This window comes from Lentzea miocenica, from assembly GCF_033949945.1.
Taxonomy (GTDB): domain Bacteria; phylum Actinomycetota; class Actinomycetes; order Mycobacteriales; family Pseudonocardiaceae; genus Lentzea; species Lentzea miocenica.
Genome location: NZ_JAXAVW010000001.1, coordinates 134595 through 154208, shown reverse-complemented (window position 1 = coordinate 154208; position 19614 = coordinate 134595). Strand labels below are relative to the sequence as shown.

Sequence of the window (19614 nt, the reverse complement as noted above, 5' to 3'; positions counted from 1 at the left end):
CGAGACGCGTACGGTCGGTCCGGACGGGAGTCCTTATGAACCAGCTTCGACAGAGAACTACCTACGTCCAGTCCATCCCGATCGTCGCTCTCACCGGCGAGATCGACATGATGTCCTCGGCGCCGGTCAACAGCAGGCTCGCCGAGCTGCTCGACCGCAAGCCGCCCGCGCTGGTCATAGACCTGCGGGAAGTGCGCTTCTTCGGGTCCGAGGGCATCCGCACGCTGGTGGAGACCCAGCACCAGGCCGACGAGCTCGGCGTCAAGTTCGGCGTCGTCAGCGACAGCAGAGTCGTGTTGCGTCCCCTGGAAATGACGGCCGTGGACCAGCTGCTGCTGTTGTTCAGCGACGTGAACGACGCCGTGACGGCGCTGCGCGGCTGCGGAGCGGGCTAAGCCGCCGAACGGCGCCCGCGCGACCGCTCCACGAGATCCAGCAGCAGGCCTTCCTTGGTGGACCAGGGCGAGATGTCCACCACCTCGTGTCCCGCGACCATCATCAACCCCTCCGCGACCACCGCGCCCGCCAGTGACTGCTGGGCCCGGTGCCGCGAGATCCCCGGCAGAGCGGCACGTTCGCGAACCGACAGCTTCGCCAGCCGCGGAATCCACTTCTCCAGGTCCTTCAACCGAAGCTGCCGCGGCGCGTACGGATCGGTGCGCGCTCCGGCCAGCCGGGCGAGTTGCTCGAACACCTTGGAGCATCCCACCGCGCGAGCGCTCTCATCGCGCGGGAAAGCCTTGGAGATCCGGCCGTGGACCTCGGCTCGCATGTCCTGCACGGTCAGCCCGGACCTGGTCAAAGTCCTTGCCCCCAAAGGCAACGACACCGCGAACTCGGGTTCGGCGCCGGATCCGGCCGCCAGCTCCACGGTGCCACCGCCGACGTCCAGCACGACCATCGGACCGGCGCCCCAGCCGAACCAGTGCCGCGCCGCGGTGTACGAATAGCGTGCTTCTTCCTTGCCCGACAACACTTTCAGCTCGACGCCGGTGCGTCTGTGCACCTTGCGCATGACCTCGTCGACGTTCGTGGAGTCACGCACGGACGAGGTGGCGAAGGGCAGGAAGGGAACGTCGCCCGCCTTCTTGCGCGCGGCGAGCACGGCGGCGCACAACGACTCGATGCCGTCGCGGCTGATGGCCCCCTCGGAATCCAGTTCCCGGTCCAGCCTCAGCCGGACCTTGTGGGACACCAGCGGACGCATCAGGTCTCGTTCCACGACCACCAGGTGTGCGCTGAAGCACCCGACGTCCAGAACCCCGACCGACATCCGCCACCTTCCTTCACCGAATACTTTTTACCAAGTGTTCTTCACCTCATCGGCACCCATTCTGCGGAACTTGGCCACCGAACAGGCAATCCGGGCCTGATGAGATGCGTTACAGTCGCCCGATGTCACTGGCGGAGATCCCTGCCCTGCTCGAAAACGCCCTCGGCAAGGCACAACGCGGCGTGATCGTGCTGGCAGTGGACGGCCTCTCCTCGGACGTGGCCAAACAGTCGTGGCTCTCCGCCTCCATCTCCACCCTCTCCTCGACGATGCCGACGACGTCCGCGACGGCTTTGCTGACCGCGCTGACCGGCGCTCCGCCCGACGTCCACCGCGTGCCGGGAACGGTGTACCGCAACGGATCCGGCCTCGTCCACGCGATCAACGGCATGCCCGCGATCCCGGACCTGCCGACGGTGCTCGAACGGCACGGAGCCACCGTCCTCGCCCGGGAACTGGACCTGCTCGAAGGCACGTGGGCGCACGCCCTCCTGCGAGGGTGCAACCGGATACCCGCGCCCCCGCGGCACAAACTCACCGCCCAGGCAGAGGACCCGCCGCTGCTCGTCGCGAACGTCGTGGCCGACCTGGACAAGGCCCAGGACAAGACCCGGCCGGACGCCAGGTTCCTCTGGACCTACGTCAACATCGACGACCACGTGCACCGCCACGGGTACGACGAATCGGTGCACGAGGCCATGCTGCGCCTCGACGCGCACGCTTCCCGTTGGGCCGCACAGGGTTGGACCGTCGTCGCGCATTCGGACCACGGTCAGGTCGCCGTCGATCCCGACCCGGAGCTCGTCGAGGCCTGGGACGCGATCGTGCGCGAGGAGTGCGTGATCCCGTCGGGCGGCGCGGGACGAACCCGGTGGCTGTACCCGAAGGCGGATCGCCTGGAGGCCGTTTTCGACCGCGTGGCAACGACTCTGGGTGCGACGGCCACCGTGCACCACGCCGCCGACCTCGGTCTGCCGCAGCCGGAGGCCGGTCCGGTCGTCGCGGTCGCGGCCTCGCCGAGGTTCCCGATCCCCGATCCGTCCGCGAAGTTCGAGCACGGTGGCCTGAGCCGCGACGAAATCGACGTGCCCTACGCGGTCTGGCAGGCCGTACAGTAAACGCGTGCGCATCGAAATCTTAAGCTCCATAAGCGAAATCGATGCTGCCGATTGGGATTCGGTCGTCACCGACGGCGGCGCACCGGTCTTCTACCAGCACGCGTACATCAGCGCGTACGAGCAGGCGCCGCTGACGAATGCCGACGGGTTCGTGTACCTGGTGCTGCGCGACGGCGACAGGCCGATCGCGGTGATCCCGGCCTACCTCCAGTCGGCGGCGAATCCGTTGCGCCGCCTGCACGAGGTCTACCCGGAGGCACTCGGCCAGCCCGCGCTGCTCAGCCACACCTGGCACTGCTACGACGCACATGTGCCGGGCAAGACCGAGGTCCTGCCGACGCTGCTGGACGCCATGACCCAGGTCGCGTCCGCCATCGGGGCGCGGTGGTGCGGGTTCGTGAACGTCCAGCGCGGCAACGCCCTGTCGCAGGCGCTGCGGGCGGCCGGCCTGCCCGCGCGCCACCTCACGGACAGGTGGGTCACCGACCTCACCACCTACGAGCACTACCTCTCGGGACTGGGTCTGCGCGCGAGAGCGAACCTGCGGCGCAACGAGCGAAGATCGAGGGACGCGGGCGTCACGGTCGAGGTTCTCCCTGTCGACCACGCCTCGCTCGACGAGATCACGCCGCTGTGCGTGAAGACCGCGAGCCGTTTCGAGAACAACGGGTACTACCCCGGCTCCACCTTCACGAGGTTCGTGCGGGCACTGGGCGACCTCGCGCACGTGATCGAGGTGCGGCAGCGCGGAAAGCTCGTCGCGGCCGGCATCTGTCTCACCGACGCCACCCGCTTCCACACGTGGACGTGCGGCGTCGACTACGCCGTCGACGGCAGCTACAGCCCGTACGGCGTGCTGTTCGCGGAGTCGGTCAAGCACGCGATCAGCCTCGGCAGGACCACCCTCGAAGGCGGCAGGGGCAACGCCGTGTTCAAGAAGCGGCACGGCCTGCGCCCGCACCCTCTCGACGCCGTTCTGTTCCAGGTCTGAGGACCGAATTCGTTCACCCTTGTGAACAATTCATTTTACAACGTCGGAATCCTGCGAGTTCATGTATCTGATTCGCCTGACATCAGGCCTTTAGGCCGGTCAGCGGCCTGCGACAAGGCGAAGGAATCAATTTTGACTTCCCTTTACAGACCTTGATCGGATCTGGCAGGGTGACGCCGGGCGCAAGGACATGAAAGGGACTGGACGGTCTCGTGAATCTGTCTCGACGCACCCTTCTGGCGTCTGCCGCGGCCACTCCTCTGCTCACCGGAGCCGGTGTCGCGCTCGGTGCCGGGGAAGCGGCTGCCTCCCCCGCCAAGCTCCGCGCGGCGCTCGACTACGGCAACACCAAGCTGAAGGCGGTCGCACCGGGCATCACGTCGTTCCCGGAGATCACCCGTGCCGAGAAGTGGACCTACGTCGCCGACGGCGGCTGGATCGGCGGTTTCTGGCCGGGCACGCTGTGGCTCGCGCACCTCGACAGCGGCGACGCCCAGCTGCGCGCGCTGGCCGAGGCCGCGAACGACCGGCTGGCTCCGCGCCGGCTCGAGCCGCGCGACCACGACCTGGGGTTCCTCTTCTACCCGTCCTGGGTCACCGCGTACCGGCTCACCGGCGACACGAAGTGGCGTGACGGCGCGATCGACGCGGCGAACACGCTGATCCAGCGCTGGAACCCGGTCGGCAGGTACATCCGCGCGTGGGGCCGGCTCGGCACGCCGGGCAACGCGGGCCGCGTCATCATCGACACGATGATGAACCTGGACCTGCTCGCGTTCGCCACCGAGCAGACCGGCGACCGCAAGTTCCTCGACATCGCGATCGCCCACGCCAGAACCACTCAGACGCACTTCGTCCGCCCGGACGGCTCGACCCCGCACGTGTTCGACTTCAACCCGGACACCGGCGCGGCGATCGGCCCGAACACCGTGCAGGGCTACAGCCCGACCTCGTGCTGGGCGCGCGGTCAGGCGTGGGGCATCTACGGCTTCACGACGATGTACCGGCGCACGGGCCTGCGGGAGTTCCGCGACACCGCGCGCAAGATGTCCGACTTCGCGCTGTCGGTGCTCACCCCGGACCACGTGCCGGTGTGGGACTACCGCTCGCCGCTGGGTGCCAACGACATCAAGGACTCGTCGGCGGGCGCGATCATGGCGTGCGGCCTGCTCGACCTGTCCAGGGCGACCGGCGGCGACCGCTACCGGGAGCGGGCGCTGAAGATCCTCGACGGCTTGACGAGCACCTGCCTCACCACGAGGTCGACGCGCGCGGAGGCGATCATGGCGCGTGGCACCCGCAACCGGCCGGCCGAGGACGGCGTCGAGGTCTCGCTGCCGTACGGCGACTACTACCTGTACGAGGCGATCCTGCGCGTGCTCAAGCCCGCGCAGATCGCCAAGGCCATCGGCCTGTAGCTCTTCTGGCGTCTGCAAGTACTACCAACACCCCCTGTTGGTAGTACTTGCAGACGCCGTTACTGCTCGACGACGCGTGCCGTGGGGCCGTTCGACCAGGTGGCTTCCAGCCGGGAGAGGCGGCCGGCGGCGTTGCGGAAGTTCACCACCAACGGGCCACCGGGCTGCTCCACGGACACCGACCACCCGTCCGCGGGTGTGGCCGACAGCGCCTCCACACCCGTTGAGCGGTACCGCACCACCACGTCACCACCTCGCAGGTGGAACGCGTGGACGTAGGAGCCGTCCGACTGCCATTCCCCCTCCTGGAGTTGAGCCGAGGTGGGACGCGCATCCGTACTACTGGGAGGAACCGGAACTGACGAACTGACCACAGGAGGCCTGGTGGACGAGGGCGTGACAGGCGGCGTGCTGATCGGGGGGCCCGCTTCGGGCACCGCAACGCTGATCGACGTGATGGTCGGCATCGGCAGGACACCTGGGCCCGAAGTGGCGTCCGCGGCGCCCACACCGGCCACGGGAGTGGGTTCCATCGCCGACCGGATGCCGAACCACGACAGGCCGACGGCCACAGCGGTCACCACCGCCCAGGCGGCGAGGTATCCGATCGACCGTCTCACTGCGGCAAACCTCCTGTAGCGGCTCATGGCATCAGTGCTGCTGGTCGAGGACGACCCGGTGGTGCGGGCGGCGATCACGCGCGCCCTCACCGGCCAGGGCCACATCGTGCACGGTGTCGCGCTCGCGATCGAGGCTTTGCGCGAAGTCACCGCCAACAACTACGACGTCGTGGTGCTCGACCTCGGGCTCCCCGACCTCGACGGCGGTGACGCGCTGCGGATGATCCGAGGCGTCACGAACACCCCCGTGGTCATCGCGACCGCCCGCGACGACGAGGCGGAGATCATCCGCCTGCTCAACGCGGGCGCCGACGACTACCTCGTCAAACCGTTCTCCAGCGAACACCTCGAAGCACGCCTGCAGGCGGTGCTCAGAAGGGCCAGGGACAGCAAGCAGCTCGTCATCGGCGGCCTGGAGATCGACGTCCAGCACCGCAGGGCCAGTGTGGACGGACGAGAGCTCTCGTTGACCCACAAGGAGTTCGAACTGCTCTCCTTCCTCGCCGCACGCTCCGGTGAGGTGGTGCCGCGGGCCGACATCCTCGCCAGCCTGTGGCCGTCCACCCGCGACGACCAGACGCTCGACGTCCACCTGTCGTGGTTGCGCCGCAAGCTCGGTGAACGGGCCGCGCAGCCGCGTTACCTGCACACCGTGCGGGGTGTCGGTGTGCGTCTGGTCGCACCGAGATGAGGCGGTCACTGGTGCTGGTCGCTCTCGCGGCGACCAGCATGGTGGCGCTGGCCTTCCTCATCCCACTCGCTCTCGTCGTCAAGAACGCGGCGTACGAGCGCGCACTCGGCGAGGCCGAGAAGCAGGCCAACGCGCTCATCCCGGTGCTGGTGATCTCCCAGAAGCCCACGGACATCCGCCAGGCCATGAGAACCACTCAGTACGGCGCGCAGCAGCGGCTCGCCGTGCACATCGCCGTTCCGGCCGGCACCTACGGCACTTCGCACATCACCGGCGCCAACCTCGAGGAGGCGCGAAACCTCGCCAGGGCGTCCACGGTCGAACGGCCTGATGGCATCTCCTATCTCCAGCCGCTGGCCACCAGTGCCAGCGGGGTCGCGATCATCGAGGCGTTCGTCCCGCACGAACAGCTGACCCGCGGCGTGATCGGCACGTGGTGGTTGCTGGCCGGGGTCGCGGTCGGGCTCGTCGCCGGGTCGGTGTTCGTCGCCGACCGGCTGGGCGCGCGGGCCGTCAAGGCCACCCGGCGGCTCGCCGAAGGGGCCCGCAGGATGGGCCAGGGCGACCTCACCGTCCGCGTGCCGGTCAAGGGACCGCCGGAGCTCGCAGAGGTCGGCAAGGCGTTCAACGCCATGGCAGAGCGCGTCCGGCACCTGCTCGCCGCCGAACGCGAGGTGGTCGCCGATCTCTCGCACCGCCTCAGAACGCCTCTCACGGCCCTTCTCCTGGACGCGGACACGCTCGGCAGGGGTCCTGGCGCGGACCGCGTCCGAGAGGCCGTCCAGGGCCTCGAGAGGGAGGTCGACGAGATCATCAAGGCGGCCCGTTCCGGCCTGCAGCCCGACGACACCGGTGCCGACGCGGCGAGCGTCGTGCGCGACCGGCTGGTGTTCTGGTCCGCGCTCGCCGACGACCAGGAACGACCCTGGACGATCCGTGGCGCCGATCGGCCCGCACACGTGCCGCTCGCCCGCACCGACCTCGCCGCCGCGCTGGACGCGTTGCTGGGCAACGTCTTCCGGTACACGCCGGAGGGCACCCGGTTCGCCGTGACGCTGGTGCACCAGGCCGACCTGGTCGCGCTGGTGGTCGAGGACGCCGGTCCCGGCATCGCGGACACCGAACAGGCCGTGCGACGCGGCGCCAGCGGTGGTGGTTCCACCGGGCTGGGGCTCGACATCGCCCGCCGCGCCGCGGAAAGCACGGGTGGCTCTCTCCACGTCGACCGCGGGCCGCTGGGTGGGGCGCGCGTGCAATTGAGGCTCCGGAGGCTCTAGGGACCGTTCCCCGGCCCTGGCAGGGGGATGCAGGGCCGGAAAAAGAACACCGCCGGCGGCGTTCGGACCGTGGGATGGGTCCGACGCCGCCGGCGGGCACCAGCCGGCTGCGCGGCACCGCTGCCGCACCACCGAGCTCCGAGCAGGAGGAAGGAACCCGATGAGCAGTGCGCGCTTGCCTTCCCACACCGGTGTAACGAGGTGGATCAGCCGGGGCTCTCGGCGCCGGGTGTGGGGACCGGTGTATTCACCTTGGTCTGTGTGATCGTTTTTCTGATCTGACACGAAGTTAGCCCACGGCCCGCCGTCGCCAATCCACCGTTCAGACGATTAATCCGTTTTAAATATATTTAAGTTCGCCCGGTCGGCTGTCCGCGCCTTAAGTCCATTTAAGATAACGTCACTGCCACTCCGCCGCCATCCATCCCCCGAAATGGAAGGCGCCTCATGCTCAGTGTGATGGCAGCTACGACTTTGGCACTGTCACTCCTCGTCGCCCCCGAGGCGTCGAGCGCCGCGGATGTTCCTCCCGGAAAAATCACCGTCGACGTCGTGACGGTCAACGGTTCGGGTTGCCCCGCGGGAACAGCCGCCGTCGCGGTCTCCGACGACAACACGGCATTCACGGTGACGTACAGCGACTACACGGCACAGGCCGGTGCCGGTTCGACACCGACGCAGTTCCGCAAGAACTGCCAGCTGAACCTGCGCGTGCACTACCCGCAGGGCTTCACCTTCGGGATCGCGAAGGCCGACTACCGCGGGTTCGCACAATTACCCAGAGGCGCGAAGGGCGTCCAGAAGGCGAGCTACTACTTCGCGGGCCAGTCCTCGACGGTGGCGAGCACGCACAACATCGCCGGCCCCAAGACCGACAACTGGCAGTTCACCGACACCACCAACGTCGCGGAGATCGTCTTCGCACCGTGCGGCATGGTGCGGCACCTCAACGTGAACACCGAGGTCCGCGCGTTCACGAACACCTCGAACCAGCCGGCGTTCGTGTCCATGGACTCGACCGACGGCAGCGTCAACACCCGCTACCAGTTCGCCTGGAAGCGATGCTGAACGAATTTGATCACTGAGTGCTCCCGGCGCTCTACTCACAGTGAGTGCCGGGGCCTCTACCCGTGACCCGGACGTGACTTTTGACGGGTGAGTCAACCAGGCCATTGCTTCCCGCGTATACCCATGTAGATTCCCGCACACCGCGACGGCCATTCGGGTGACCGTCGCTGGATCGCGCGCCGCACGCGAACGGAGGCTGCATGCCGGTGAACGCCCAGACTGCCCAGGTCGACGACCTGACACTCATCGCGTTGCCCACCGCGGTGAACTGCGCAGATCTGTTCGTCCGCTTCACGCTCGGTGAATGGCGGCTCCGCAACATGATCGGCGAGTGCTCGGCCGTGGCTTGCGCCCTGGTCGAGGCCGCAATTGAATCCGCCGACCCCAAAACGTCACGACTGATCACACTCCGGCTGCGGCTGAGCGGCGACTACCTGGTGGTCGAGCTCGAGGCGGCCAGGTTCACGATGCCGCCCACCTCTCCTGACCTGCGCACCGGCGAGCTGCAACTCGGCAACGGCGTGAAGCTGATCTGGTGCGAGCTGCAGCTGCCGACCGGCGTGAACGCCAACGCCGTGCCGCTGCCACGGCGGGAGAAGCGCCGCTCCCCCGCGGCCGAGGCGCTGGGCGACGAGCCGGACGTCGATCCGGAGCTCATCCAGCGCATCCTGTTCGGCCTCGGCGGCTCGATGGGCAACGGGAACCAGCGCTAAACCGCTTCATCTCGAGTTTCACCCACAAGGGCGCATCCATCCGTGGATGCGCCTTTGTCGTGCTCGGGGGTTCACAGGTGTGGACGCTTCACGAATTGAGTTCCACATCCCAGACGCCCAGTACTCCGTTCGAGGCGTGTTACATTCGGGCGAGGCCTGGACCATCAGGTTTCTGAATGCCGTTCTTTCGGTACGGGCGGAAATTGACCGACGCAGGCCCGGACCCGCCCATTAGTGCGGTAACCGATCCAACACAAATGGTGACAAATGGTCGATGCGCATTCACCTGCACTAACGATGGGCCATGTTGCTCTGGTTGGCGGACGTTCGTTAACACCCTTTCCGATACGGTCTCGTACCACGCCGCCCGACATGTCCTGCACATTCGGAAAGGTGTCCCATGATTAGCACGTTGGCTGCGGCCGGCTTGGCTCTGTCCACCATCGTCATTCCCCCGGTCGCGGATCCGCCCCCGACGGGCCAGATCACCATCGACGTCGTCACCGTCAACGGCTCCGGCTGCCGCATCGGCACGGCCGCCATCGCCGTCTCCCCGGACAACAAGGCGTTCACGGTCACCTACAGCGACTACCTGGCCCAGGTCGGCCCGCAGGCGAAGCCGACCGATTTCCGGAAGAACTGCCAGCTGAACCTCAAAGTCAACGTGCCGGGCGGGTTCACCTACGGCATCGCGCAGGCCGACTACAGAGGATTCGCACACCTGGAAAAGGGTGCGAAGGGAACACAGAAGGCCAGCTACTACTTCCAGGGAATGTCCGACAACGACCAGCGGTCGAAGACCTGGAGCGGCGCGATGAGCGACAGCTTCCAGGTGACGCACAAGACCGACATCGCGTCCATCATCTACCACCCGTGCGGCGCGAAGCGGAACTTCAACATCAACACCGAGCTCCGCGTGGACAAGGGCACGTCGGACCCGAAGAAGACCAGCTTCATGGCGATGGACTCGACGGACGGCTCGATCGAGACCATCTACCACTTCGCGTGGAAGAAGTGCCCCAAGTAAAAGTGCCCCCGAATGAAGGCACTCAGGCAGAAGTACCCCCGCTGAACGATTGAGCAGGCCCTCGCACGGCAAGGCCGAAGCCCCCGCGTCTACGGGCTTCGGCCTTGCCGTTTCTGCTGTCTTCGGTTCGACTGCTTCTGATTCGGCTGCCGCGGATCAGATGTTCTGGTTCGCGAAGCCCTTGGTCGCAATCTTCGACAGCATTCCCTGCCACACGGAGCTGCTGGTGTGCGGGTCACCCGTCACGCCGAGCGCCGACTTCAGGCCGTTGAAAGCGCTCTGCGTGTTGGGGCCCCAAATACCGTCGATCGCCAGGCCCGATGCGCGGAAGTTGTTGCAGGTGCCCTGAACGAACTTGGTGTCGGCCTCGGAATCCTTGAGCACGCGCACCGGCATTCCACCGAAATCGGCGTGGATGTGGTCGCGGTGGTCGGCGTTGTACCAGCCGTCGAGCACATAACGGAACCGGCGGCGGCACACGGCCTCCGTCGCGAGGTAGCGCTTGCGCAGCGCCGCGGTGCCCGACGCGTGGTGCTGGTCGAGCGGCGAGGTGACGTTGCCGTTGGACCAGCGCACGTGGTCGAGGTCCATCGCGGTGCCGGCGCCGTGCTGGCCGGGCTTGTCCACGTAGAAACCGGCGGAGACGATGTAGCTGATCGAGCCGTAGCTCGACGAGAGCGAACGCAGGTCCCGGATCCACGCGACGAGCGCGTTGTAGAACGCGTCGGTGGCCTGCCAGTTGCGCACGGTCGTGTTGCCGCGGTTGGAGCGCCAGTAGTAGACGGGCGTGCCGTCGATCTTCTGGAACGTCATCATCGCCAGCGCGCCGACCTCGGCGGCCCGGATCTCGGCGTCGGTGTGCTGGTCGTTGCCGTGCTCGTTGGGCTGGGCAGGAGCCGCACCGGCGAGCCCCGGCGCGATGGTGGACAGGCCGGCGAGACCGGCGACAGCCGCCGCGCCCGTGACGAAGCCGCGCCTGCTGACGTTGTTTTCGAACACCCCAGTTCTCCCTCTGTGTCCTAGCCGGAGCGGACAGGAGGAAGGCCTGTCTCACGAACCGGCGCGAGGCAGTCTAGGGATCATGCCCAGCCCGGGGAATCCGGGCTGAGCTGGGGTTTTCCGTTCTCTTTACCGCGCGGCCGACGCTAGCCCGCACCGCCGAGCACGCGGATCAGGTTCTTCTCGGTGTCGTTGCCGAGCTTCTCCAGGGCCAGCTTCGCGACCGGTGCCCCGAGCTTCGCGAGGCCGTTGAACTCGACGTGGGCGTGGTAGCCGATCCGGGTCGTGCCGGGCGCGGGTCCCGCGGTGATCGAGATGTCGTCGGTGGAGGTGGCCGTGTCGTTGCGGCCGACGAACTGCAGGCCGTGGGCGTCCTCGCGGGTCAGTTCGTAGACCAGCTCGGTCTTGCGGCCGAGGAACGTCGACACGTTGCGCCAGCGCGAGCCGACCTCGACCGGCCCCCCGTCGAGGCGCGTGCAGGTCACCGTGCCCGGATCCCACTGCTCGGCGCGGGAGAAGTCGCGCAGGTACTCGACGACGCCCTCGGGCGGGGACGCGACGGTGAACGCGCGCTCGACGTCGACGCCGGACACGTGCGGCGAGTTGAACGCCTTCGGCGCGAGGTGGATCCGGTACGTCTCAACGAGTTCCGCCTGGCCGGCCGCCCGCTGCAGCAGTCGCTCCAGCCGTTCCGCGTCGACGGCCCCCAGCGCCTGCAGCGCCCGCCACATCGCGGACTTGCCCTCGATGCCGATGCGCAGCGTCTCCAGTTCGAGGACGTCGCTCAGCGGCGAGCGGCCCAGCAGCCTGCCGTTGAACTTGAGCCGGCCCGCCTTCTCGGTGAGCCAGCCGATCGCGACCTTGTGCGGGCGCTGCTCGACGCCGACCTCGGTCATGACGTCGAGCAGCTCCTTGCGATCGGCCTCGATGTCGTCCGCGAGGATGCGCAGCTCGGGGTGCGTGCGGCTGATCCGGCGGGCGAGTTCGGTGCCCGCCATCGCCCCGGCCAGGTGGTCGTTGAGGTAGATGCTCAGCAGCTCCGTGTTCACACCGGGCGGTTACCCCGCGCCGAACCCTACGAACCGGCCGGACCCAGCTGGTAGCCCTGGTTCCACAGCGTCTTGATCACCAGGCCGAGCGGCGCGATCCGCCGCCGCAGCCGCATGATGTGCAGGTGCAGGGCGTTGCTGGTGTCGCCGTCCTTGGTGGGCAGGCAGAGCAGCAGGTCCTCGCGCGAGGCCAGCGACCGGAACCGTCTGAGCAGCTCGGCGACCAGGGCGCGTTCGGTGGGCGAGAGCACCACGGACCGCGTGCGGAAGCGCAGGATGCCGGACATGTCCAGCTCCGGCACGGCGTAGCGCGCCGCACGGGCCCGCAACATCGCGATGCGCACAGCGAGGTCCTGGTGCGGCACCGGAGCGCGCACCCAGTCCTCCCGCATGTCCGTCAGGACCGGCGCGGGCACGTTCTTCTCCAGCACCAGCAGGCACAACGTCCCGCTGCGCTGGCACGCTTCCCGGGTCGCCGCGTCCAACGGCCACCGCACCACCTCGACGGGCAGTTGGTTCACCAGGTTCGACATGCGTCCACTTCCGTTTGTCCACCACGGAGAGCACCAGCCGACCCAATGCCGTGGCCGCGGCACGGGCCGTGGCCCTGGCCTTCGGCTTTCGTGGACGGTAGCCGCGCCTGCTATTACCGCTCTATCGCATGCATCGGCTCCAGAATGATCGGCTGCGTGCGGCGGCCGGTGACGAGGTTCCAGCCCCACTGCGTCAGCACCGCGATCCGGTTGCGCCACCCGACGAGGAACGCGATGTGCACGACCAGCCACGCCGCCTTGCCGATGATCCCCTTGAGCCGCAGCTTCTTGATGTCCGCGACAGCGTCACCAGGCGAGATGGTCGCCATCGTGCCGAGATCCAGGTACCTGAACGGCTTGGTCTCGCGGCCCTGCAGGCGTGCCTTGATCACGCGGGCGACGTGGTGGCCCTCCTGGAGCGCGGGCTCGGCGATGCCCGGCAGGTCCTTCAGGTTGACCATGTCGCCGATCGCGTAGACGTCGCGGGCGACCGAGCAGTCCGCGGGGTTCACCAGAATCCGGCCCTTGCGATCCACGTCGGTCTCTGTTGCCTCCGCGAGCTTGCGGGCCAGCGGCGAGGCCTGCACACCGGCCGCCCAGATGATCGTCCGCGCCTCGACCCGGTCGCCGTCCCTGGTGGTGAGGCCTTCCTCGTCGATCGACTCGACCATGGCGTTGGTCATCACGGTCACGCCCAGCCGTTCCAGCTTGACGCGGGCGTGCTCGCGCAGTGGCGCGGAGAACGGCGGCAGCACGTGCGGCACCGCGTCCAGCAGCGTGATCCGGATGTCGCGCGGGTCGATCTCGCGGAACTGCCCCTTCAACGCCCTGCGCGCCAGGTCGGCGAGCTGCCCGGCCAGTTCGACGCCGGTCGGCCCGGCACCGACCACGGCGAACGACAGCCACTGCTTCGGATCGTCCGCCACCGCGGCGGTCTCGAACGCTCGCAGCAGCTTCGACCGCAGGTCGACGGCCTGTTCCAGGGTCTTCATCGGCGGCGCGGACTCGGCCCAGTCGTCGTGCCCGAAGTAGCTGTCCCTCGATCCGGCCGCCACCACGAGCGTGTCGTACTCGACGTTCTTCGTCGTGCCGTCCGGCAGGTCGACGTGGACGCGCTTCGCCTTCGTGTCGAACCCCGTGACCTCACCCAGCAGCACCCGCGCGTTGCGTTGTTTGCGCAGGATCGCCCGGAACGCCGGTGCGATGTCTCCGGCAGGTAGCAACGCCGTCGCCACCTGGTAGAGCAACGGCTGGAACAGGTGATGGTTGGTGCGGTCGATCAACGTGACCTCGACGTCCGCGCGCTTCAACCCGCGCACGACGCCCAGCCCTCCGAACCCGCCGCCGACGACGACTACCCGGTGCTTGCCCATGGATGTCGCATACCCATTCCACCCGCCGGGTATCCGGCCGCCATGACCACCACCGCTGACCAGTCGCTCTGGCTCTCCGCGCTGCCCACGACCCCGCGCCCACCGCTGACCGGCGAGCACGAGTTCGACGTCGCGGTGGTCGGCGGTGGCATCACCGGACTGACCACCGCGCTGCTGCTCAAGCGCCGCGGCCTGCGGGTCGTGGTGCTGGAAGCCGACCGGGTGGCGTCCGGCGTCTCCGGCAACAACACGGCCAAGGTGACCGCCCTCCAGTCCACTGTGTACTCACAGATCCGGCGGACGCACGGTCTGGCCGCCGCGACCGACTACGCCGCGGCGTCTCTTGCCGCCGTCGCCCAGGTCGCCGACCTCGTGAAAACCGAAGGCATCTCCTGCGACCTGCGCCGCGCCCCGGCGGTGACCTACGCCTACACCGAGTCGGAGGTCAGCGACGTCGACCACGAGCTGATCACCGCCCGCCAGGTCGGCCTGCCCGTGCGCGCGAGCGTCGACGGCGACCTGCCGTTCGAGGTGCACGCGGCCGTCCGGCTGGACGACCAGATCGCGCTGCACCCGGTGAAGTACCTGCTGGGTCTCGCCGCCGCGATCGACGGCGACGGCAGCGCCGTCCGCGAACACAGCCGCGTGCTCGACGTGTCCGGCAACCGAGTGTCCACAGCGGACGGACAGGTCGAGGCCGCGAAGATCGTGATCGCCACCCACTACCCGACGCTGGACCGCGGCCTGTACTTCGCCCGCCTGGAGCTGACCCGCGCCTACTGCGTCGCCGCCCGCGTCGCCACCCCGCCGACCACCCTGGCGATCAGCACCGGCAGCCCGTCCTGGTCCATCTCCGCGCACGAGGACAAGCTGATCCTGGCCGGCCAGAGCCACCCGACCGGAAAGCCGGCCGTGGAACCGTTCCGCCGCCTCGAAGACTTCGCACGAAGGCACTGGCAGGTGCAGGAAGTCACCCACCGCTGGTCCGCTCAGGACCCGACGTCCTACGACCACCTGCCGATGATCGGCACCTACACCCCGGGCAACGACACGATCTTCACCGCCACCGGTTACATGAAGTGGGGCCTCACCAGCGGCACGTTCGCGGCGTCGTTGCTCGCGGACCTGGTCACGGGCAAGCCGAACGACCTGGCCGAACGCTTCAGCCCGCACCGCTTCTCGCTGAAGTCCCTGCCGGAACTGGTGAAGAAGAACGCGGAGGTGGCCGTGCAGATGGTCGGCGACCGGGTCGTTCCCGCCGACGCCACCTCCAGCGAGAACCTGCCCCGCGGCCACGCGCACGTGATCCGCGACGGCCTGGGCAAGACCGGCGTCTACCGCGACGAGGACGGCGACCTGCACGCCGTCTCGATGCGCTGCACGCACCTCGGCTGCCTGGTGCGTTTCAACGCGGCCGAACGCAGCTGGGACTGCCCGTGCCACGGCTCGCGCTTCGACGTGGACGGCGAGGTGCTGGAGGGGCCTGCCACCAAGCCCCTCCCCCGCCGCGAACCCCGCTAGTGGCCTGAATCGCTGATCCGCGGCCAGCTGGGTGGCGTCTGCAAGTACCACCAACCGAAGATCATCGAGCATCTAACTACACCCAACCAGCTTGTCCGCTCCGGCGGCCACGAACCGTGGAACCGCTTGTTGGGTGTAGTTAGATGCGATTTGATCAAGAGTTGGCGGTACTTGCAGACGCCGTTCAGCCGATCTGGACGCGGCGCAGGGCGCTAGTTCTTGGCCACCAACGTCAGCACGTCGTACTTGGCGACGGACTCGCCCTTCTGGTTCGCCACGTCCGCGTCCCAGCGCACCTCGCCGTACTCCTGGTCCTCGCGAGGCGTGATCTGCTTGACGGTCAACGTCACCGTCAGCGTGTCACCGGGGAACGTGGGCGTGACGAACCGCAGGTTCTCCAGCCCGTAGTTGGCCAGCACCGGCCCTGGCTCCGGCGAGACGAACAGGCCCGCGGCGAACGACACCACCAGGTAGCCGTGGGCGACCCGGCCGCCGAAGAACGGGTTGGCCGCGGCGGCCTCCTCGTCCATGTGCGCGTAGAACGTGTCGCCGGTGAACGACGCGAAGTGCTCGATGTCCTCCAGCGTCACCTCGCGCGGACCGGCCACCACCGTGTCGCCCAATCGCAGCTCCGCCAACGTCTTGCGGAACGGGTGCACCGAGTCCTCATTACGAGGCGCGCCGGTCACCCAGCGGTTCGTGATGGCGGACAACGCCTTCGGGCTGCCCTGCACGGCGGTGCGCTGCATGTGGTGCAGCACGCCGCGCATGCCGCCCATCTCCTCGCCACCACCGGCCCGGCCGGGACCACCGTGCACCAGCATCGGCAACGGCGACCCGTGCCCGGTCGACTCGCCCGCGTCGTCGCGGTCGAGCACCAGCAAACGTCCGTGCCACGGCGCCACACCGATCACGACGTCACGCACGAAGTCGGTGTCCGCGGAGACGATCGACCCGACCAGCGAGCCGGCACCCCGAGCCGCCAGCTCGACCGCATCGTCAACCGAGTCGTACGGCATCAGCGTCGACACCGGCCCGAACGCCTCTACCTCGTGCGGCTGCACGGCGTCGGCCGCGGCGCGCAGCAGCATCGGCGACATGAACGCGCCGCGCTCGGCGTCGGCGTCCACAAGAGACAGAGTGCCGTCGCCGTAGACGACCGAGGCGTTCTCCCGCAACGCCTTGAGCGACCGCTGGACCTCCTCGCGCTGCTCCAGACCGGCCAGCGCACCCATCTTCACCGACTTGTCGGCCGGGTTGCCGATCACGACCTCGGCCAGCTTCGCCGCCGTCGCCTCCGCCACCGCGTCCATCAACGAGGCCGGTACCAGCGCACGCCGGATCGCGGTGCACTTCTGCCCGGCCTTGGTGGTCATCTCCGACACCAGCTGACCCACGAACAGGTCGAACTCCGGCGTCCCCGCCACCGCGTCCGGCCCGAGGATCGAGCAGTTCAGCGAGTCGGCCTCAGCGTTGAACCGCACGGACGACCGGATCACGGCCTGGTGCGTGCGCAGGTGCTGGGCGGTCGAGGCGGAGCCGGTGAAGCCGACCAGGTCCTGCGGCGTCAGGTGGTCCAGCAGATCGCCTGCCGACCCGCAGACCAGCTGCAGCGACCCCTCCGGCAGCAACCCGGACGCGAGCATCAGCTCGACCAGCTTCTCGGTCACGTACGCCGTCTGCGAGGCGGGCTTGATCAGCGACGGCACCCCTGCGATGAACGCGGGCGCGAACTTCTCCAACGGCCCCCACATGGGGAAGTTGAAGGCGTTGATCTGCACCGCGACACCGTGCAACGGCGTGCAGATGTGCTGGCCGACGAACGTGCCGCCACGCCCCAACGGCTCCACCGGGCCGTCGACGTAGACCTTGTCGTTCGGCAGCTCGCGCTTGGCCTTGGACGCGTACCCGAGCAGCACGCCGAAGCCGCCGTCGATGTCGATCCACGAGTCCGACCTGGTGGCGCCCGAACGCGCGGACAAGGCGTACAGCTCGGCCTTGTGCTCCTTCAGGTACAACCCGAGAGCCTTCAGCAGCTGCGCGCGCTGGTGGAACGTGAGCTCGCGCAACGCGGGGCCGCCCACCGAACGCCCGTAGGCCAGTGCGGCGCCCATGTCGACGCCCGCGGACGAGATCCGGGCGATCTCCTCACCCGTCACGGCGTCGTGCAACGGCGCGCCCTCCACGGAAGGCGTGTGCCATCCACCCGACACGTAGCTGCGCAGCAAGCTCATCGAGCCAACCCTTCTCACGCTGGGCCGGCGGGTCCGCGCCGACCTCGTTCCCGCACGGTAGCAGTGGATAGGATGATCACCATGAAGCTCGGCGCCGCCGTTCCTGTCCTCAACGAGTGGCGGTTCCTGCCCGCGGTCGCGGGCCAGTTGCTCCAGGTCGTGGACCGGCTGGTGGTGCTGCGCGGCACCCGTGCCCAGTCCGGCGCGCCCACCACGCTCACACCGGTCCCGCCGCTCGACCCGCGGATCGAGGTCGTCGAGGCGGAGTGGCGCAGCGAGCAGGACACCCGCAACGCGGGCCTGGACGCGCTGGCCGACTGCGACTGGGTGCTGTGCCTCGACTCCGACGAGATCCTGCTGGACGCCGACCTCGGCAAGCTGGTCAATCTCTGCGAAGCGGATGAGCACTCGGCGATCAGCGCCCACCTGCTGACGTACTGGAAGACCATCGAGCACCGCGTCGAGCCGCCGGAGAACCTGACCGCCCCGATCGCGGTCCGCAAGGGCGCCCGGTTCACCGGCACGCGGTACGTCGACGCCGAACCGCACTTCTCGGACATCTGGCTGCGGCACCTGTCGTACGTGCGCACGGACGCCGAGCTGCGGGAGAAGCTGCGGCTGTTCGGGCACGCCCACGAGATCGTCCCGGACTGGTACGACAAGGTCTGGCTCGGCTGGGACGCCGACCACGACCTGACGGACCTGCACCCGACGCGGCCACCGGTCTACCGGCAGGCCGTCCACGACCCCGACCCCGAGCTGCGCCGGGTCCTCGAACGCCACGGCGTCGACCTCGGCGAGTTCAGGGCCTGAACAACGTCTCGCAGTGGTCGGCGAACGCTTGCGCCCGGCGCGTCAGCGGTCCGCCACCGGCCCATCCCAGCACGACCGGGGTGGTGGGCACGGCGTCGCGCAACGGCACGGCGACGACCTCCAGCCCTTCGTACGACGAGCTCACGGCAGGCTGCTGGACGGTCATCGAGTAACCGATCCCGCGCGCCACGAGCGACCGGGCGAGCTCGAAGCTGCGAGCCCGATGAGTCACGACCATCTCGACGCCAGCGGCCGCGAACACCGAGCGGAAGTAGCGCTCGCTCGGTGAGACGTCGAGCAGGATGAACGGGTCGTCCGCCAGCTCGCGCAACGCGACCGCACGGCGTCGGCGCAGCCGGTGGCCGGTCGGCAGCAGGACCTTCGGCGCCTGGTCGTACAGCGTGCGGAAGGCGATGCCGGGCAGCAGGTCCTGGTCGTAGAGGAACGCGATCTCGCAGCGTCCGGCGATCAGGTCCTCGCCGATCTCCGGCAGGCTCCCCTCGACGAACCGCACGGACACGTCCGGGTGCGCGCGTTCGAACGTGGCGATCGCCGCGGGCAGGTGGAACGGCGCGATCGGCGCGTAGCAGCCGACCGTCAGCACCCCGCTGACCTGCCGGCTGAGTCCGCGCGCCTCAAGACCCAGGTCGCCCATCGCGCCGATCACCCGGCGGGCGTCGGCGAGGACCTGCGTGCCCGCCGCCGTCAACGCGGCGCCCCGGCGTGGTGACCTGACGACCAGCCGGAGGTCCAGTGCGCGTTCCAGTTCGCTCAACGCCAGCGAGATGGCCGACTGGGAGACGTGGCACCGGGCGGCGGCGGTGGTCAGCGACCCGGTCTCGGCCACCGCGATCAGGTACTCGAGCTGCCGCAGCGTCACGTTCGGCAGATTCATG

Annotated in this window: 19 protein-coding genes; 11 read left to right on the top strand and 8 right to left on the bottom strand. The window is 68.4% G+C overall.

Going from position 1 to position 19614, the window contains the following annotated elements:
* Positions 1–35: 35 nt before the first annotated feature.
* A complete protein-coding gene (locus SK803_RS00765; RefSeq protein ID WP_319963718.1) occupies positions 36–395 on the top strand; it encodes an STAS domain-containing protein in 360 nt (119 codons plus the stop codon).
* Here the strand turns inward: SK803_RS00765 and SK803_RS00760 are convergent.
* Positions 392–1273, bottom strand: a complete 882-nt coding sequence (locus SK803_RS00760) for a Ppx/GppA phosphatase family protein (RefSeq protein ID WP_319963717.1) — start codon at positions 1271–1273, stop codon at positions 392–394. The genes SK803_RS00765 and SK803_RS00760 overlap by 4 nt on opposite strands.
* 122 nt (positions 1274–1395) lie before the next feature.
* On the opposite strand from SK803_RS00760, the gene SK803_RS00755 reads away from it, so the two are divergent.
* From SK803_RS00755 to SK803_RS00745, 3 genes are all read left to right on the top strand, one after another.
* A complete protein-coding gene (locus SK803_RS00755) occupies positions 1396–2391 on the top strand; it encodes an alkaline phosphatase family protein (RefSeq protein WP_319963716.1) in 996 nt (331 codons plus the stop codon).
* A gap of 4 nt (positions 2392–2395) precedes the next feature.
* A complete protein-coding gene (locus tag SK803_RS00750; protein ID WP_319963715.1) occupies positions 2396–3382 on the top strand; it encodes a GNAT family N-acetyltransferase in 987 nt (328 codons plus the stop codon).
* 212 nt (positions 3383–3594) lie between these two features.
* Positions 3595–4800: a glycoside hydrolase family 88 protein gene (locus tag SK803_RS00745; RefSeq protein WP_319963714.1), complete on the top strand. Its 1206-nt coding sequence runs from the start codon at positions 3595–3597 to the stop codon at positions 4798–4800.
* A gap of 59 nt (positions 4801–4859) precedes the next feature.
* Here SK803_RS00745 and SK803_RS00740 read toward each other — a convergent pair whose 3' ends face one another.
* On the bottom strand, positions 4860–5420 hold the full coding sequence (locus tag SK803_RS00740) for a hypothetical protein (protein ID WP_319963713.1): 561 nt from the start codon (positions 5418–5420) through the stop codon (positions 4860–4862).
* Between the two features lie 25 nt (positions 5421–5445).
* Here SK803_RS00740 and SK803_RS00735 point away from each other — a divergent pair, with 25 nt between their 5' ends.
* The 5 genes from SK803_RS00735 to SK803_RS00715 all read left to right on the top strand — a co-directional run bounded on the left by SK803_RS00735 (position 5446) and on the right by SK803_RS00715 (position 10196).
* Positions 5446–6111 (top strand): response regulator transcription factor, encoded by a 666-nt coding sequence (locus SK803_RS00735; protein WP_319963712.1) that lies wholly within the window; start codon positions 5446–5448, stop codon positions 6109–6111.
* Positions 6108–7388 (top strand): HAMP domain-containing sensor histidine kinase, encoded by a 1281-nt coding sequence (locus SK803_RS00730; protein ID WP_319963711.1) that lies wholly within the window; start codon positions 6108–6110, stop codon positions 7386–7388. Before SK803_RS00735 ends, SK803_RS00730 begins: the two co-directional genes overlap by 4 nt.
* A 447-nt stretch (positions 7389–7835) precedes the next feature.
* Positions 7836–8456 carry a DUF4360 domain-containing protein gene (locus SK803_RS00725; protein ID WP_319963710.1) on the top strand — a complete coding sequence of 207 codons (621 nt, stop codon included), beginning with the start codon at positions 7836–7838 and terminating at the stop codon, positions 8454–8456.
* A 200-nt stretch (positions 8457–8656) separates the two neighbouring features.
* Positions 8657–9169, top strand: coding sequence for an ATP-binding protein (locus SK803_RS00720; protein ID WP_319963709.1), 513 nt, complete (start codon positions 8657–8659; stop codon positions 9167–9169).
* 400 nt (positions 9170–9569) lie between these two features.
* Entirely contained in the window at positions 9570–10196 is a 627-nt protein-coding gene (locus SK803_RS00715; RefSeq protein ID WP_319963708.1) for a DUF4360 domain-containing protein, read from the top strand.
* A 156-nt stretch (positions 10197–10352) separates the two neighbouring features.
* Here the strand turns inward: SK803_RS00715 and SK803_RS00710 are convergent, their stop codons facing one another.
* The 4 genes from SK803_RS00710 to SK803_RS00695 all read right to left on the bottom strand — a co-directional run bounded on the left by SK803_RS00710 (position 10353) and on the right by SK803_RS00695 (position 14150).
* The gene (locus tag SK803_RS00710) at positions 10353–11195 is read right to left on the bottom strand and encodes an extensin family protein (RefSeq protein ID WP_319963707.1); all 843 of its coding nucleotides are present in this window, start codon (positions 11193–11195) and stop codon (positions 10353–10355) included.
* A gap of 146 nt (positions 11196–11341) precedes the next feature.
* Positions 11342–12244: an SRPBCC family protein gene (locus SK803_RS00705; protein WP_319963706.1), complete on the bottom strand. Its 903-nt coding sequence runs from the start codon at positions 12242–12244 to the stop codon at positions 11342–11344.
* Between the two features lie 26 nt (positions 12245–12270).
* Entirely contained in the window at positions 12271–12777 is a 507-nt protein-coding gene (locus tag SK803_RS00700) for a helix-turn-helix domain-containing protein (protein WP_319963705.1), read from the bottom strand.
* A 113-nt stretch (positions 12778–12890) separates the two neighbouring features.
* On the bottom strand, positions 12891–14150 hold the full coding sequence (locus SK803_RS00695) for an NAD(P)/FAD-dependent oxidoreductase (RefSeq protein WP_319963704.1): 1260 nt from the start codon (positions 14148–14150) through the stop codon (positions 12891–12893).
* A 42-nt stretch (positions 14151–14192) separates the two neighbouring features.
* On the opposite strand from SK803_RS00695, the gene SK803_RS00690 reads away from it, so the two are divergent.
* Positions 14193–15671 (top strand): FAD-dependent oxidoreductase, encoded by a 1479-nt coding sequence (locus SK803_RS00690; RefSeq protein ID WP_319963703.1) that lies wholly within the window; start codon positions 14193–14195, stop codon positions 15669–15671.
* A gap of 212 nt (positions 15672–15883) precedes the next feature.
* On the opposite strand, the gene paaZ is transcribed toward SK803_RS00690, so the two are convergent.
* Positions 15884–17905, bottom strand: a complete 2022-nt coding sequence (paaZ, locus tag SK803_RS00685; protein WP_319963702.1) for a phenylacetic acid degradation bifunctional protein PaaZ — start codon at positions 17903–17905, stop codon at positions 15884–15886.
* A gap of 81 nt (positions 17906–17986) precedes the next feature.
* Here paaZ and SK803_RS00680 point away from each other — a divergent pair, with 81 nt between their 5' ends.
* Positions 17987–18718, top strand: coding sequence for a glycosyltransferase (locus SK803_RS00680; protein WP_319963701.1), 732 nt, complete (start codon positions 17987–17989; stop codon positions 18716–18718).
* Here SK803_RS00680 and SK803_RS00675 read toward each other — a convergent pair.
* Positions 18708–19613 (bottom strand): LysR family transcriptional regulator, encoded by a 906-nt coding sequence (locus tag SK803_RS00675; RefSeq protein WP_319963700.1) that lies wholly within the window; start codon positions 19611–19613, stop codon positions 18708–18710. The genes SK803_RS00680 and SK803_RS00675 overlap by 11 nt on opposite strands.
* Position 19614 lies beyond the last annotated feature (1 nt).

Bases quoted from the DNA above. Each gene is read 5' to 3' on its own strand.
- SK803_RS00715 (WP_319963708.1), top strand. From the start codon at position 9,570: ATGATTAGCACGTTGGCTGCGGCCGGCTTGGCTCTGTCCACCATCGTC.
- SK803_RS00680 (WP_319963701.1), top strand. From the start codon at position 17,987: ATGAAGCTCGGCGCCGCCGTTCCTGTCCTCAACGAGTGGCGGTTCCTG.
- SK803_RS00690 (WP_319963703.1), top strand. From the start codon at position 14,193: ATGACCACCACCGCTGACCAGTCGCTCTGGCTCTCCGCGCTGCCCACG.
- SK803_RS00700 (WP_319963705.1), bottom strand. From the start codon at position 12,777: ATGTCGAACCTGGTGAACCAACTGCCCGTCGAGGTGGTGCGGTGGCCG.
- SK803_RS00765 (WP_319963718.1), top strand. From the start codon at position 36: ATGAACCAGCTTCGACAGAGAACTACCTACGTCCAGTCCATCCCGATC.
- SK803_RS00675 (WP_319963700.1), bottom strand. From the start codon at position 19,613: ATGAATCTGCCGAACGTGACGCTGCGGCAGCTCGAGTACCTGATCGCG.
- SK803_RS00695 (WP_319963704.1), bottom strand. From the start codon at position 14,150: ATGGGCAAGCACCGGGTAGTCGTCGTCGGCGGCGGGTTCGGAGGGCTG.
- SK803_RS00755 (WP_319963716.1), top strand. From the start codon at position 1,396: ATGTCACTGGCGGAGATCCCTGCCCTGCTCGAAAACGCCCTCGGCAAG.
- SK803_RS00735 (WP_319963712.1), top strand. From the start codon at position 5,446: ATGGCATCAGTGCTGCTGGTCGAGGACGACCCGGTGGTGCGGGCGGCG.
- SK803_RS00760 (WP_319963717.1), bottom strand. From the start codon at position 1,273: ATGTCGGTCGGGGTTCTGGACGTCGGGTGCTTCAGCGCACACCTGGTG.
- SK803_RS00720 (WP_319963709.1), top strand. From the start codon at position 8,657: ATGCCGGTGAACGCCCAGACTGCCCAGGTCGACGACCTGACACTCATC.
- SK803_RS00725 (WP_319963710.1), top strand. From the start codon at position 7,836: ATGCTCAGTGTGATGGCAGCTACGACTTTGGCACTGTCACTCCTCGTC.
- paaZ (WP_319963702.1), bottom strand. From the start codon at position 17,905: ATGAGCTTGCTGCGCAGCTACGTGTCGGGTGGATGGCACACGCCTTCC.
- SK803_RS00730 (WP_319963711.1), top strand. From the start codon at position 6,108: ATGAGGCGGTCACTGGTGCTGGTCGCTCTCGCGGCGACCAGCATGGTG.